The sequence below is a fragment of the Streptomyces sp. NPDC046465 genome, assembly GCF_040646035.1.
Classification (GTDB): Bacteria; Actinomycetota; Actinomycetes; order Streptomycetales; family Streptomycetaceae; genus Streptomyces.
Genome location: NZ_JBEYZK010000002.1, coordinates 302,826 through 317,176, shown reverse-complemented (window position 1 = coordinate 317,176; position 14,351 = coordinate 302,826). Strand labels below are relative to the sequence as shown.

At 70.8% G+C, this 14,351-nt stretch carries 14 protein-coding genes; 9 read left to right on the top strand and 5 right to left on the bottom strand.

Features of this window, described 5'->3' with window-relative positions; all coding sequences use genetic code 11:
- Positions 1-39: 39 nt before the first annotated feature.
- Entirely contained in the window at positions 40-1,191 is a 1,152-nt protein-coding gene (locus ABZ953_RS04420; protein WP_361716520.1) for an LPXTG cell wall anchor domain-containing protein, read from the bottom strand.
- 180 nt (positions 1,192-1,371) lie between these two features.
- On the opposite strand from ABZ953_RS04420, the gene ABZ953_RS04415 reads away from it, so the two are divergent.
- From ABZ953_RS04415 to ABZ953_RS04405, 3 genes are all read left to right on the top strand, one after another.
- A complete protein-coding gene (locus ABZ953_RS04415) occupies positions 1,372-1,737 on the top strand; it encodes a hypothetical protein (RefSeq protein ID WP_361716517.1) in 366 nt (121 codons plus the stop codon).
- 116 nt (positions 1,738-1,853) lie between these two features.
- Positions 1,854-2,675 (top strand): hypothetical protein, encoded by an 822-nt coding sequence (locus tag ABZ953_RS04410; protein WP_361716514.1) that lies wholly within the window; start codon positions 1,854-1,856, stop codon positions 2,673-2,675.
- Between the two features lie 205 nt (positions 2,676-2,880).
- Entirely contained in the window at positions 2,881-3,669 is a 789-nt protein-coding gene (locus tag ABZ953_RS04405; RefSeq protein ID WP_361716511.1) for a hypothetical protein, read from the top strand.
- 669 nt (positions 3,670-4,338) lie between these two features.
- Here the strand turns inward: ABZ953_RS04405 and ABZ953_RS04400 are convergent.
- Entirely contained in the window at positions 4,339-4,698 is a 360-nt protein-coding gene (locus ABZ953_RS04400) for a chorismate mutase (protein WP_361716508.1), read from the bottom strand.
- A 448-nt stretch (positions 4,699-5,146) separates the two neighbouring features.
- Here ABZ953_RS04400 and guaA point away from each other — a divergent pair, with 448 nt between their 5' ends.
- Positions 5,147-6,733: a glutamine-hydrolyzing GMP synthase gene (guaA, locus tag ABZ953_RS04395; RefSeq protein WP_361716505.1), complete on the top strand. Its 1,587-nt coding sequence runs from the start codon at positions 5,147-5,149 to the stop codon at positions 6,731-6,733.
- A gap of 65 nt (positions 6,734-6,798) precedes the next feature.
- On the opposite strand, the gene ABZ953_RS04390 is transcribed toward guaA, so the two are convergent.
- Complete coding sequence (locus tag ABZ953_RS04390) at positions 6,799-7,278, bottom strand: pyridoxamine 5'-phosphate oxidase family protein (RefSeq protein ID WP_361716502.1); 480 nt, start codon at positions 7,276-7,278, stop codon at positions 6,799-6,801.
- A 187-nt stretch (positions 7,279-7,465) separates the two neighbouring features.
- Between ABZ953_RS04390 and ABZ953_RS04385 the strand changes: the two genes are divergently transcribed.
- The 3 genes from ABZ953_RS04385 (at position 7,466) to ABZ953_RS04375 (ending at position 10,448) form a co-directional block, all read left to right on the top strand.
- Positions 7,466-8,251 (top strand): class II aldolase/adducin family protein, encoded by a 786-nt coding sequence (locus tag ABZ953_RS04385; RefSeq protein WP_361716499.1) that lies wholly within the window; start codon positions 7,466-7,468, stop codon positions 8,249-8,251.
- Positions 8,252-8,402: 151 nt separating this feature from the next.
- Positions 8,403-9,668 (top strand): hypothetical protein, encoded by a 1,266-nt coding sequence (locus ABZ953_RS04380; protein ID WP_361717068.1) that lies wholly within the window; start codon positions 8,403-8,405, stop codon positions 9,666-9,668.
- 237 nt (positions 9,669-9,905) lie between these two features.
- Positions 9,906-10,448: a DoxX family protein gene (locus ABZ953_RS04375; RefSeq protein ID WP_361716492.1), complete on the top strand. Its 543-nt coding sequence runs from the start codon at positions 9,906-9,908 to the stop codon at positions 10,446-10,448.
- 90 nt (positions 10,449-10,538) lie between these two features.
- On the opposite strand, the gene ABZ953_RS04370 is transcribed toward ABZ953_RS04375, so the two are convergent.
- Together ABZ953_RS04370 and ABZ953_RS04365 are read right to left on the bottom strand one after the other, a co-directional pair.
- The gene (locus ABZ953_RS04370; RefSeq protein WP_361716489.1) at positions 10,539-10,778 is read right to left on the bottom strand and encodes a hypothetical protein; all 240 of its coding nucleotides are present in this window, start codon (positions 10,776-10,778) and stop codon (positions 10,539-10,541) included.
- Entirely contained in the window at positions 10,765-12,144 is a 1,380-nt protein-coding gene (locus tag ABZ953_RS04365) for a PspC domain-containing protein (protein ID WP_361716486.1), read from the bottom strand. The genes ABZ953_RS04370 and ABZ953_RS04365 overlap by 14 nt, the downstream gene beginning before the upstream one ends.
- Before the next feature lie 184 nt (positions 12,145-12,328).
- On the opposite strand from ABZ953_RS04365, the gene ABZ953_RS04360 reads away from it, so the two are divergent.
- Both ABZ953_RS04360 and ABZ953_RS04355 read left to right on the top strand, forming a co-directional pair.
- Positions 12,329-13,618: a PspC domain-containing protein gene (locus tag ABZ953_RS04360; RefSeq protein ID WP_361716483.1), complete on the top strand. Its 1,290-nt coding sequence runs from the start codon at positions 12,329-12,331 to the stop codon at positions 13,616-13,618.
- The gene (locus ABZ953_RS04355; protein ID WP_361716480.1) at positions 13,615-14,346 is read left to right on the top strand and encodes a response regulator transcription factor; all 732 of its coding nucleotides are present in this window, start codon (positions 13,615-13,617) and stop codon (positions 14,344-14,346) included. Before ABZ953_RS04360 ends, ABZ953_RS04355 begins: the two co-directional genes overlap by 4 nt.
- Positions 14,347-14,351 lie beyond the last annotated feature (5 nt).

The following is a 14,351-nucleotide window of genomic DNA, read 5'->3' as shown; positions in this document are numbered from 1 at the left end:
TGCCGTCCGGTGGACGGGCTCAGACGGCCTCAGACGGCCTCAGACGGCCGAGTCGGCCTTGCGGCGGCGCACGGCGAAGACCACGCCCGCACCGGCGACGACGGCGAGACCGCCGACGAGACCGACGGTCGGCAGCATCGAGCCGGAGCCGGTCTCGGCGAGGCTGCCGTCGGTGACCGGGGCGTCCTGGGCGCCGCCCTGCGGCTTCTTCACCGAGGCCGACGGCGACTTGGACGGGGTCGGCGACGCCGCCGGTGTGGCCGGGGCCGGGTTCTCGTTGTCGCTTCCGTTGTCGCCGTCGCTGTCCGCCTTGGCGATCCAGAGCTGCTGGTAGGCGTCCGAGTTGTGTACGCAGTCCTCGTCGGAGTCGACGTACTTGCCCATGCCGATCGCGTAGCCCTTGCCGAGCGGAGCCTTGGCGCCGATCTTGACCCGCAGCTTGATCGTGGCCTCGTCCTCGGCGTCGAGCTCGGTGGTGCCGTAGGCGAGACCGTCGTCCAGCTTACTGTCGATCGTCGTCCACTCGTCGGTCTCGGGGTCGAGGAACTGCAGCTCGGCGTAGGTCCGCAGCCAGTCCTTCTTGTCCTTGCTGCCGGGGAAGTTGTCCACGAACGTGGTCCACCTGACCTCACCGAGCGGCTCGTAGGTGGGGTTGGTGACGGTGAGCTCGAACTTGTGCCAGCCGCTGCCCGGCACGAGCTTCGTGGGCAGGTCGACGAGCTCGACCTCGAGCTCCGAGTCGACGTCCACGCCGTCCTCGTCCACCGGGCAGTCGTCCGGAGCGGGCTCGGCAGGGTCTTCCACATCCGGCACATCGGGGAGCTCGTCCGACTTCTTGGTCTTCTTGGTCGGCGTGGGCTTCGCGGGCTTCGCCGGAGTCGCGGGCGGCGCGGGGGTCGCGGCCGGGTCCGGCGTGCTGGGCGGGGTGGCGTCCGCCGGAGGCGTCACGGGCGGAGTCTGCGTGGGCGTCAGGGAATCCGAGGCGGCCGGAGTCGGGGCGGTGCCCTCGGTCGCGAGGGCGGCCGGAGCCGAAAGGAGCGCGATCGGGGCTATGGCAGCCGTAGCGGCCGCGGCAGCCATGGCACGACGAAGCTTCATGAAGACCTCAGGAAGTCCGGTGCACTGCCCGGTCGGCAGCACGGAGGTGGAGGCCTCCGCGGTGGGGACGCGGGTGTGGCCGGTGTTACGCATGCATGACCCGTGATCTCTGTGAATGGTTGTCCCGCATGCACAGAACGCTTATGTGTCGTGACTCACATCACTTGTGCCGCCGTGACGAGGTGCCGTAGAACTGCCCCCGCCCACAGGGCAAGCAGGCCCAGGGGCAGACCCAAGGGCATACCCAGGGGCATACCTAGGGGAGGGGACAGCGTGGCCATACCCGACGAGGTGTGGGAGAGATTCGAGAACGACAGCGAGCGGGAGATCCGCTCGTCCGCGCCGAAGGAACCGTCCGCGCGGGCCCGCATGGTGGCCGAAAGGCTGCGGCGGCTCGACGAGGAGGCCGCGCGCCAACAGGTCGAGCAGGCAGGGCGGTTCCGCCGCAGGCGCGCGAAGCGCGCGGCCGAGTCCGCGCGGTGGAGCCCCGAGGAGTGGCGCGCGGCGCCGACGGGGCCGCGCCGCAGCCAACGGTCCGAACGCAGCCGCCGGGTGTGGAGCGTGGTGATCGTCGTCGGTGGCATGGCCCTCGCGATCGCCCTGCTCAGCCCGTTCCGCTTCTGGATGTGGGGCTGGTGAGGTTCGCGCCGCAGCGGAACCAGAATTGATCTCCCTCCGTCGTAGGCCATGGCAGTTCTAGATCAGGCAGTTGCAGGTCAAGCAGTTGCAGGTCATGGCAAACGAGGGAACAGAACGTGAAGTCAGCTGTGTCGCGGGCCGTGGTGGCCGTCTCGGTAGCGGCCGTCCTTGGGGCGAGCGCCGCTTGCAGCAGCAGCGGCGCTGGCGATGGCGGTGGCGGTGGCGGTGGCGACAGGAATCCGGCCAAGAGGCACGCCAGTGCCTCGACGTTGGAGCGGGCGGCCCTCACCGCGGGGGACATCAAGGGCTACGACGTCGAGGACCCGAATGCATCGGGCGAGTCTGGCAGGTCAGGCGGGTCAGGCGGGTCAGGCGAGTCGGGGGCTGGGGCCGCCGCCCCGCCCGCCGGGAAGCCGTCGGCCGCCGAGTGCGGCCCGCTGGCCGCCGCGCTCGGTGCCGGCGCGGCCCCGGGGAGGACGAAGGCCCACGTCGGCCGCGTTCTGACCCCCGCCGACGGCAAGGAACTGACGACGACCGGGGTCGACCTGTCCGGCCGCACCAAAGCCGGGGCCGAGCACGCCATGGCCGACCTGCGCGCGGCCTCGAAGTCGAAGAAGTGCACCGCGTTCCGCATCGGCGACGACCGCTACGTCGGCCTCGAACCGCTGCCCGCACCGGACAAGGGCGACGAGGCCGTCTCGTACAAGGCCGCCCACCGCAAGGGCGATTACGTGACGCGGGAGAGCGTCACGGTCGTGCGCAGCGGCTCGACGCTCGTGGTCTTCGACGCGTCGAACCTGTACGACCCCGAAAGCGTCCAGAACGACAGGGAAGCCGCGAAGGACGGTACGGAGGGCATCCGCTCACCCACGGCGGACGAGGACCCGACGGTGGCCCCCAAGATCATCGACGCCCAGCTAGCCAAGCTCACGACCTGACGCACCCGCGCCCCGCACAAGCTCACCCGCCGCGCACAAGCTCACACGCACAGGTTCACCCGTACAAGCTCACACGTACCGCGTACAACCTTTCCGGCGGTTTCCGATCGTTACGGAAATCGCTGGTCAGAGCCGCGAGTTTGGCGTTTTCATTGCGCCTCGACGCGGGCCGTCGTCCGCGCGGTGTGAGCTGAAGGTAGGAAACGTGAAGTCAACTGTGTCTCGGGCCGTCGTGGCCGCGTCCGTCGCGGTCGCGCTGGGCCTGACCGCAGCATGCGGCGGCGACAACGGCGATGACGGCAAGAAGCCGTCGGGTCCGGCCAAGTCCCCGCAGGGATCGGCGGCTTCGAAGAACGACGAGAAGCAGGGCGAGGAGAAGCCGGACGAGGGGAAGCAGGGCGGGGAGAAGGCGGGCGGCCGGAAGGCGGGCGCGCTGTCCGCCGCCGACCTCGAGAAGGCCGTGCTCGCCAAGGGCGACCTCAAGGGCTACAAGTTCGAGAAGATGTCCGCGGCGGACATGCCGTCGCAGACCGTGCCCGCGGACCCGGCCGCCTGTCAGCCGTTCGCCGACATGTTCATGTTCGCCAGTGAGCCGGCGGCGAAGTCCCGCCTCGGCCGGACCCTGACCGCCTCCGACGAACTGGACGCCACCGTCGTCTCGCTCGCCCTGCTCGCGCACGAGCAGCCCGATGCCGAGAAGATCATGGACGGCCTGCGGACGGCCACGAAGAAGTGCACCGCTTACGAGCACGCGGACTCCAAGTACCGCGACGTCGCCGCCCTGCCCGCCCCGAAGGCGGGCGACGAGAGTGTCGCGTACAAGGTCGTGGGCGTCATCGAGGGCCAGAAGACGCCGATGAGCTTCACCGTCGTACGCAGCGGTTCGACGCTCACGGCCTTCTACTCGATCAACCTGCTCCAGCAGAAGAAGTTCGGCGTGGCGAAGGAGATCGTCGAGGCGCAGGTGGACAAGTTGAAGAGTCTGAGCCGGTAGCCGGTAGCCGGTAGCCGGTAGCCGGTAGCGGGCAGGCGGCGACCGGCGACCGGCGACCGGCAGCGGGTCAACGGGACAGCAGCAGAGCGAAGGGCCCCGCGGGACGGATCCGCGGGGCCCTTGGCTGTCAGCACCGACGTCAGGGCGGCGTCGGTGCCTCGGAACGGCGCCGGGGGGAGTGCGCCGCTTTGGTCGAGGCGCCGGTGGCCGACCCGGCGCACTGGGGGCGCTCACGTGGTATCGACCACTGGCAATGAAACTGTGCGGGGGGCTGGGCGCCCGCCCTTCTAGGCATCGTGCTGGATGTGTCGTCGGCGGCGCAACCGTTTCGACCACACTGTTTCAGCCACCCCTGCAGGGGAGGGTCGGGGTGTCGGGACGGAGGCCGGTCGGCTCCGGGCGTCCCCGGAGCCGACCGTTCTCTTGGGTGACCGGGCTGCTGTCCCCTGCCGTCCGGTCACATCACTGGAGCGAGGTCCCACGGCGTCCGGACTCGGTCCTTACGCCTCATCGCCCCAGCGGAGCCACGCGTGGTTCTTGCGGGCCCGCCCCTGGCTGACACGGACATCGGGACCAACGAAGTCCGCCCCGCCCCGGTCACGCGCCGTACGGGTGAGAACGGACCCGAACTCAGTTCCGCAGGCTCCCATGAGCCCTGCGGCCGTGGGGTCAGACCCGGCCCCGGCACAGCTCGAGGAGCGTCATCGCGAGCGCCGTGCCGGGCTTGCCGAGCGCGTCGCTGTAGTGGCCGAGAATCTCCATCTCGCGGGAGAGGTTCACGCGGCGGCCGCCGGAGGTGATGCGCGCTTCCTGGATGACGGCCGAGACGGCCATCCGTTCCTGGATGAGGCCGATGATCCGGTCGTCGAGCGTGTCGATCCGCTCCCTGGCGTTCTCGATGACGCCCGCGGCCTCGGCGGTACGGGCACCGGTCGCGTCGGCGCTCTTGGCGACGGCGGTGGTACTCGGGGCGGTGGCGGTGGTGCTCGGAGTGGCGGTGCTCGGGGAGGCGGTGGTCGTGGCGGTCATGCGGGGCTCCTTGTGGTCCGTGGTGGCCGAGGGGGCCGAGGTGCACCGGAGCGGCGAAGCCCGCGTACGACAGAGCGCCCCGGGCCTTGTCGGCCCGGGGCGCCCGGTAAGTCGCTTGTCAGTGGATCAAGCAGCTCGACCATGGCAGCCGGCAGGCCGGTTGCCATAGGTAAAGAGGAAGCTGAGGTGCTTGGTCACGAGGTCAGTATGCCCCCACGCGCGCGCGGCGGGTCAATCCGGTCCCCGTACGGCTCGGATGCTGAGACGGCCGTCCAGGCGCCGTGCCCGCGGCGCCTGGACGGCCGTCGGATGTATCCGACGAGGGCCCTGTCGGATACGACGAGAGGGCCCCTGCCGCGCCCGGTAGAATCGACAAACACAGACCCCCTGCTCACGCACGAGCCTCTGCTCACGCACCGCTCAAGCTCAACGCCGGAAGGCCGCCGCCGTGCCATCAGCGCCCCCCGCTGCCGCCGCTCCCGACACCGTTCTGGTCGTCGACTTCGGAGCGCAGTACGCCCAGCTCATCGCCCGTCGCGTGCGTGAGGCCCGCGTCTACAGCGAGATCGTGCCGAGCACGATGCCCGTCTCCGAGATGCTCGCCAAGAAGCCCGCGGCGATCATCCTGTCCGGCGGCCCCTCGTCGGTGTACGCGGAGAAAGCGCCGACCGTCGACCGTCAGCTCTTCGAGGCCGGCGTCCCCGTCTTCGGCATGTGCTACGGCTTCCAGCTGATGGCCATCACCCTCGGCGGCACGGTCGACAACACCGGCGCCCGGGAGTACGGCCGCACGCCGCTGGCCGTCTCCAAGGCCGGATCCACCCTCTTCGAGGGCACCCCGACCGAGCAGTCCGTGTGGATGTCGCACGGCGACGCGTGCAGCGCGGCGCCCGAGGGCTTCTCGGTCACGGCGTCCACGGACGTCGTGCCGGTCGCGGCCTTCGAGGACGACGAGAAGAAGCTGTACGGCGTGCAGTACCACCCCGAGGTGATGCACTCCACGCACGGCCAGCAGGTCCTTGAGCACTTCCTCTACCGCGGCGCCGGCCTCACGCCGAACTGGACGACCGACAACGTCATCGACGAGCAGGTCGCCGCGATCCGTGAGCAGGTCGGCACCAAGCGCGCGATCTGCGGTCTGTCCGGCGGCGTGGACTCCGCTGTCGCCGCCGCCCTCGTCCAGAAGGCCATCGGCTCGCAGCTGACCTGCGTGTACGTCGACCACGGTCTGATGCGCAAGAACGAGACCGAGCAGGTCGAGAAGGACTTCGTCGCCGCGACCGGCGTGCAGCTGAAGGTCGTCGACGCCCAGGAGCGGTTCCTTGCCGCGCTCGCCGGGGTCTCCGACCCCGAGGAGAAGCGGAAGATCATCGGGCGCGAGTTCATCCGCGTCTTCGAGCAGGCCCAGGCGGAGATCATCGCCGACGCCCCCGGCGACCAGCCGGTGGAGTTCCTGGTCCAGGGCACCCTCTACCCCGACGTGGTCGAGTCCGGTGGCGGCTCCGGCACCGCGAACATCAAGTCCCACCACAACGTGGGCGGCCTCCCCGAGGACCTCGAGTTCCAGCTCATCGAGCCGCTGCGCAAGCTGTTCAAGGACGAGGTCCGGATGGTCGGCGCGGAGCTCGGCCTGCCGGACGAGATCGTCCAGCGCCAGCCCTTCCCCGGCCCCGGTCTCGGCATCCGCATCGTCGGTGAGGTCACCAAGGACCGCCTCGACCTGCTGCGCGAGGCCGACGCCATCGCCCGCGAGGAGCTGACGGCCGCGGGTCTCGACCGGGAGATCTGGCAGTGCCCGGTCGTGCTGCTCGCCGACGTCCGCAGCGTCGGTGTCCAGGGCGACGGCCGCACCTACGGCCACCCCATCGTCCTGCGCCCCGTCTCGTCCGAGGACGCCATGACGGCCGACTGGACCCGCATGCCGTACGACGTCCTCGCGAAGATCTCGACGCGCATCACCAACGAGGTCGCCGACGTCAACCGCGTGGTGCTCGACGTGACGTCGAAGCCGCCGGGGACCATCGAGTGGGAGTGACCTCCCCGTACGCCTGAGACGGCGCCGTCCACAGACCTGTGGGCGGCGCCGTTCCGCTTGCCCGGTCAGGTCCGCCGGGTCACCCGCGTCCCTGCTCCCGGCTTCCACAGCTGCACCGCCAGGTACTTCCCGTCCTCGATATACGTGCGGACCACCTCCGTCAGCTCGACGCGGAAGAGGTGGAACGCGTCCGGGTCCGGTGGCTCGACCGCCTCCGCATACCGCGCGACGGTCTCCCGGTCCCGCACCTCGATCGCCCGGCCCGCGATCCGGACGTCGCCACCCGCCATCTCGGTGCCGGGCCCAGGGTTCGCCTGCAACGTGCAGCGCGGGTCGCGGCGCAGGTCGAGCGCCTTGAACGAGTTCGGCATCATGCCGAGCCACAACTCTCCGTGCAGGAAACGGACTTCGATCCCGGTGGTGCGCGGAGAGCCGTCCTTGCGGAGCGTCGCGAGGACATGATGGGTGAACGCGGCGAACCGCCCCTCGACGGTGCGGGCGAGATCCGGCTCTGCTGCGGCGAAGGCTTCCCAGTTGAACGGCATACGTCGAGTCTGGCGCCGATACCCGACACCTTCTGTCGTCTTTGACGTGGACCTCCTCGGCACCCCTCTGTCCACGACCCCTCTGTCCACAACCCCTCTGTTCACCACCCCTCTGTTCACCACCCCTCTGTTCTCCTGTACGCACCACCGGTACCTTCCGCCTCGTACAGCCAGAGATGGAGGACACATGCAGGCGCCCACACCGATACCCGTCGAGCGGTTGCAGTTCGCGATGCCGCCCGTCCACGAGTCCGTGGCCGACGAACGGCAGCACCGCAAGGAGCGGCTCGCCGGCGCGCTGCGCGTCTTCGGCAGGCTCGGGTACGAGGACGGGGTCTCCGGCCACATCACCGCGCGCGACCCGGAGCACACCGACTGCTTCTGGGTGAACCCCTTCGGGATGCCCTTCAAGCACGTCACCGTCGGCGACCTCGTCCTCGCCAATGCCGAGGGGCAGGTGGTCGAGGGGCGCCACCACGTCAACCAGGCCGCGTTCACCGTCCACGCCCAGGCTCATCTTGCGCGGCCCGACGTGGTCGCCGTCGCGCACTGCCACTCGCTGCACGGCCGCGCACTCTCCACGCTCGGCGAACTCCTGGACCCGATCACCCAGGAGGCCTGCGCCTTCTACGAGAGCCATGCGTTGTACGACGGCTACACCGGCGTCGTCGTGGACGCCGAGGAGGGCCGCAGGATCGCGTCCGCGCTCGGCGGCCACAAGGCGGTCGTCCTGCGCAACCACGGCCTGCTCACGGTCGGGGACTCCGTCGACGCGGCCGCCTGGTGGTTCATCTCCATGGAACGCTCCTGTCAGGTCCAGCTGAGCGCACGGGCCGCGGGCAGGCCCGTGATGATCGGCCACAAGCAGGCGGTGCAGACGCGCGAGCAACTCGGCAGCGACCTGGTGGCGTGGATCAACTACCAGTCGCTGTGGCAGGACATCAGCCGGAGCGAGCCGGATCTGCTGGCCTGACCTGGACGTCAATGCCGTGCCGCGCCTTTCACCCCCGCTGACCTGACCCCGGGGATTTGTTCGCCTCTCAGTACGGCACAATTCCCCTTCTCTGCAGGGAAGTTCGCGAGGGCCTCCAGGGGCTTCGAGGGTGGGGAAGGCGGCGTACGCGGTGGCGGTGCAGGAGGCGAGGCAGGACGCGCACGGGGGCAGCTGCACGTGCGGCGGCTGCCCGCACGGGGCGCGCGAGGGGCACCGGCGCGCTGTCGCCGTATTCCTCGCCAAGCGTGATGAATACGCGGCCGGAGAGGGACTCCCCGCGGCCGTCGCGCACTCGGCGGGCGCCTCCCGGCAGTGGGTGTCGGACGAACTGACCCAGTCCGCACGCGATGTCGCCGAACGCGGCCGGGCCGAGGGCGAGGCCTGGCTGCGCCGTCTGTGGACACGCACCCTCGCCGTCGTCTGGGTCTCCTTCGCCGTGCTGCTCCTGGTCCAGGCGCTCACCGCGATCGGCACCGGCTGGACGTCCGCGCGCACGGCCGGGCTCCTTGCGGCCCTGGTCGTGGGCGGGCTGCTGACCGGCGCGGCATACGCGCACCGGGCACGGGGCGGGGTCCTGGCGCCGGTGCTCGGCGAGGACAACCGGCTCTCCACCTCGCGCACCGTGTCCGCCTGCTGGGTGCTCCTCGTCGTCTTCGCGGTGCTCGTCCTCGCGGGCGAACTGGCCGCGGCCTCGGGGCACCGGGAGCGCGACGAGCTGATCGCAGGCCTCGAGCTCGCCCGCGCCGCCGGGACGCTGACCGTCCTCGCCGTGGTGTGCGCGGTGGCCGTCCTCGTGCGCAGGATCGTCGGCCTGCGCGTGCTCGGCCAGCGCCTGCAGAAGGTGCGCGCGGACCGGCCGCGGGCTGCCGACCCGCTCACCGACGACGCAGGTCGAGGGAGCTTCACCGACACGCAGTACGTCCTGGTCAGCGCCGTCGCCGTGGTCTTCGCGGCGGTACGCCTCGCGCGGCGGCCCGAGCAGCTGCCCGACCTGCCATGGGGGCTCGCCGTGCTCGTGCTGGTCTCCGCCGCGACGTATCTGGCGGGGAAGTACGCCGAAGGCGGCCGTCCTGTGATCCTCTCCGTGGTCCGCGCCCGGGAGGCCGGTGACCTCGACGCCCCCATCCGCACGGGCGACGACATCGAGATCCGCGGCGCGGGCTTCGTCCCGCCCGGCGCCGGGGAGGCCGACCGGCTCGCCCGCACGGTCGTCCGCATCGGCGCGGTACACGTCCACGTGCCGCTCGTGCCCGTACCCGGCGGCTTCGCCAATCCGAGCGACGCGGTGCTGACCGTGCCCGTCCCGGTCGACGTCGAACCCGGCAGCGTCGAGGTCCAGGTCATCACGGCCGCGGGCGTCGAGACCAACCGCGTCACGATCGACGTCACGGACTGACCCACCGACGCCCAGACCCGGCCGCCACCCCACCTGAGCAGCACCCTGCGCAGACCTCCGCGCAGCCCTTCCCTCGCGCGCCTCCCCCGACCTGCTTCAGCTGACACAAAAGCCTCCCCCTGTCGCTTCCGGACCGAGCTTCCGGACCGATCTTTGAAAAACCGCCGCACGCCGGTGAGCAGCGGCCCCGCTTCGTACGTATCGTCAGAGACGGGACCACGCGAGAGGCGGAGTGCCATGGCGCACGGCATACGGACGGACAGCCACCCCGGCCACACCCGCCACGTCAGGCGCGACGAGTGGCGGGACTCCGCCACCCGCTACGCCCTGCTCCCCCTGCGGATCTTCCTGGGCGTCACCTTCATCTACGCCGGCCTGGACAAGCTCACCGACAGCACCTTCATGCAGGCGAGCGGCTCCGGCTCGATCGGCGCCACGATGGAGGGCGTCCGCGACCTCTCCGCGATCCCCGCTCTCGTCGACCTGTCCCTCAAGAGCCCCGTCGGCTTCGGCTACGCCATCGCCCTCGGTGAACTGGCCGTCGGTATCGGCACACTGATCGGTCTGTTCGCCCGGGTCGCCGCGCTCGGCGGTGCGCTCATCTCGCTCAGCCTCTGGCTGACCATGAGCTGGCACGAGAGCCCCTACTACTACGGCAACGACCTGGCCTACCTGATGGCGTGGCTGCCGCTGGTGCTCGCCGGTGCCTCGGTCTTCTCCGCCGACGCGCTCCGTGCCGCCCGCCGCGAGAAGAGGAACGCCCCGCGCCCCGCGCCATGATCCGCCGGGTGGTCCCCATACAGGCCGCCCTGTGCTGGCCCCTATACAGGCCGCCCTGCGCTGGCCCTTTACGGAGCATCAGCAGGAGCCCTAGTCCTGCGACGTCCTGGTGCCCCGCGACGGCTCGCCCGCGCGAACCGTGCCTCTGTGGCGTATTCCATGGACCGCCGCCGCCACGCCCGCGAGGAACAGACCGGCCATCACGAGCGGCAGTGCGACGAACCATGGTGCGTCCCAGGCGCCGCCCGCGTCGCCCGCGTACACGACGGCGACCGCCAGCAGGAAGAGCCCTGCCATCAGCTTGCCGGGTTGGAATTCATGACGTAGCACGGGTCACCTTCGCTTGTCCGACGCCGACTTCGAGGCGCAGATCGATCGTGCCGCCGTCCTTGCTGCCCGAGGGCGGCTGCAGCGTCACCTTCTTTTCACGGCCCGGAGCGATGTCCAGGTCCTTGTTGCTGTCGTCGGGCAACACGATGTCGCCGAGGCCCACTTCCGCATCCAGCCGCACCGTGACGTCCTTTGGCACGATCACCTTGAGGTCACCCGCGCCGATCTCGGCGCCGGTGGTCAGCGTCTTCCCCTTGCCGATCTCGACCTTGCTCAGATCGAGGGTGCCCTTGCCGAGCCCCACCTCGTACCGGGGCCGGACGTCCGTCGCCGTTGCCGGTATCCAGTCCGTGCGGGAGTAATGCGTGGAGATGTTCTTCGGCAGGGCCGCCGCGCCGGCGAGCAGGCCGGCGGTGAGCACCGCGAGCACGATCGACCCGGCTCCGGTGCGCCCGGTGAAGGCGCTGATGGCGATGCCGAGGCCGAACACCGCGAGCGCACAGGCGAGCCCTGTCTGCAACGTCGTGCCGAGCGGCTGATCCTCCCAGGTCAAGCCGGTGCCGAGGCCGCCCGCGAGCAGTGCGAACAGGAACACCACGCCGCCGATCCAGCGTGGTCCGCGGGGCTTGGGCACGGGCGCGGCCGCGGGCCTGGGAGCGGCCTCGGTGGCCCTGCGGGGCACGCCCCGGTGCTCCGTCGGCTCATAGCCGATGTCCAGGCCTTCGGGGCCCCAGAAGTAGCCCGAGATCCCGACGTGCGTGCCGTCCTTGACGATCGGGTCGCGCCACCACGAAGGGTGCAGTACGACGGGCGGCGCCTTCGCCTCGGGCGGGGCGTCCGCCGCGGCCTGCGCCGCCACCGGATCGGTGTCGTGGGTGTCGCGCTGCCGCGACCAGTACCCCGCACCCGCGAGGAGCAGGGCGAGGACGGCGGCGAAGGTGAGCGCCCCGCCGTTGTGCAGCAAGGTGAGGAAGACGCCGCAGCCGACGAGCGCGAAGAGCACGGCGGTCAGGGCCTGTCCGTCGACCCGGCCGGAGAGGAGCCTGCGCCCTTCGTTCTCCTCCTCGTCCTCGTACGGCACGAGGAGCCAGGCGAAGCCGTAGACCACCAGGCCGACGCCGCTTGTTATGGCGAGGACGGCGAGGCCGATGCGGAAGATCACCGGGTCCATGTCACAGTGCCGGCCGAGTCCGGCGCACACCCCGCCGATCTTCTTCTGCCGACGGTCGCGGCGGAACTTCCGATACTCCGCGGGAGGGCCCGCCGGGTGGCTGCCCACGTGACCGCCCCGCTCGCCGTACGCGGCACGCACGACATCGCGGAGGGCGGCCTCGGTCGGCGTCTCGGCGGGCTGCTGATCTGTCATGCGTCCATGGTGACCGCCGCGAGGCCGCCGCGGCAGTCGGGACGACCCTGGACGAACCCTGATATCGCCCCTGAGACTCCTCGGGTCGTACCCCTGACAGGGCCGGCACAGGGGCCGAGATCAGGGATGTCTCGGGGGCCGACCCTGATGCCCTCGCTCGCGCTCGCGTGTGAATATCGATGACATGCCGGAAGCCGCTGCATCACCCCTCGACGACGTCCGACCGCTGCGCAAGCTCTACCGCAGCGGTGACGGCCGCTGGCTGGGTGGCGTGGCGCGCGGTCTGGCCGGACACCTCGGACTGCCCGTGATCTGGGTCCGGCTGATCTTCGTCGGCCTCTGCATGGCGGACGGCCTCGGCGGTCTGCTGTACGCGGCGTTCTGGTTCTTCGTCCCGCTCGGTGTGGGCGGCGTCGAAGCCGAGCGCCCGCCCGCGGCCGTCACGACCGAGACGGCGCCCGACGGCCGACGAAGACTCGTGGCCCGCAAGCCCGACAAGGGGCAGCTCGTCGCGCTCCTCGCGATGGTCGTCGTCGCCATGGTCTTCGTCAGCAATGTGGACCTCGACGGTTCGACCAAGGCGTATGTCGTCCCGACCCTGCTCGTCGCCGCCGGTGTCGCCCTCGTCTGGCGACAGGCCGACAACGCCCGCAGGGCCCGCTGGATGGCTGTCGGCCGCCGCAGGCGCACCCTGACACTCGCCCGGTCGGCGGCCGGAGTGCTCCTGGTCGGCGCCGGAGTGTCCGGCATCTTCGTGCTGCAGGGCTCCGCCGCGCACCTGGGCGCCGTTCTGCAGGCCTCGCTCGCCGTGCTCGTCGGCGTCGCGCTGCTCGCCGGCCCGTATCTCGTCCGCATGATGCAGGACCTCTCCGAGGAGCGGCTGATGCGGATCCGCGCTCAGGAGCGGGCCGAGGTGGCAGCCCATGTGCACGACTCCGTGCTGCACACGCTGACCCTGATCCAGCGCAACGCGGAGAGCGCGAGCGAGGTGCGACGCCTCGCCCGGGCCCAGGAGCGTGACCTGCGGGCCTGGCTCTACAAACCGGAGGGCACGGGCAAGGACGAGGACGAGGAGCCCGACACCCTCGCCGAGGCGGTCCGCCGCAGCGCCGCCGAGGTCGAGGACAAGCACGGCGTCCCCATCGAGGTCGTCGTGGTCGGCGACTGCCCGCTCGACGACCGGCTGACCGCACAGATGCAGGCCGCGAGGGAAGCGATGGTGAACGCCGCCAAGTACGGTGGCGAGGGCGGCGCGGTGCAGGTCTTCGCCGAAGTCGAGGGGGAGACGGTGTTCGTGTCCGTCCGGGACCGCGGTCCCGGTTTCGACCTGGACTCCGTGCCCGACGACCGCATGGGCGTACGAGAATCGATCATCGGCCGCATGCAGCGTAACGGCGGCACGGCGCGGCTGCGCGCGGTGCCGGGCGGCGGTACGGAAGTCGAGCTGGAGATGGAGAGGACGGCGACGACATGAGCGACGCGACCGGGGCGAACGGGCCCACGGAGCCGACCGGATCGGACGAGGGCGGCGGTGCGGACGGGCGTCGTGTGCGAGTCGTCCTGGTCGACGACCACCGGATGTTCCGCACCGGGGTGCAGGCCGAGATCGGGCGGACCGATGTCACCGGCGTCGAGGTGGTCGGCGAGGCCGCCGACGTCGACCAGGCGGTCACGGTCATCACGGCCACCCGGCCCGAGGTCGTCCTCCTGGACGTGCACCTCCCGGGCGGCGGTGGGGTGGAAGTCCTGCGCCGCTGCTCGCCGTTGATGGCCGACGCGGAGAACCCGGTGCGGTTCCTCGCGCTGTCGGTCTCCGACGCCGCCGAGGACGTCATCGGTGTCATCCGGGGCGGTGCTCGCGGCTATGTCACCAAGACCATCACCGGCACCGACCTGGTGGACTCCGTCTTCCGTGTGCAGGACGGCGACGCGGTGTTCTCGCCGCGCCTGGCCGGGTTCGTCCTGGACGCCTTCGCCTCCACCGACGCGCCCCCGGTGGACGAGGACCTGGACCGCCTCACCCAGCGCGAGCGGGAGGTGCTGCGGCTCATCGCGCGCGGGTATGCGTACAAGGAGATCGCCAAGCAGCTCTTCATCTCCGTGAAGACGGTCGAGTCGCATGTGTCGGCGGTGCTGCGGAAGCTTCAGCTCTCCAACCGGCACGAGCTGACGCGGTGGGCGACGGCGCGGCGCCTGGTCTGATCTGC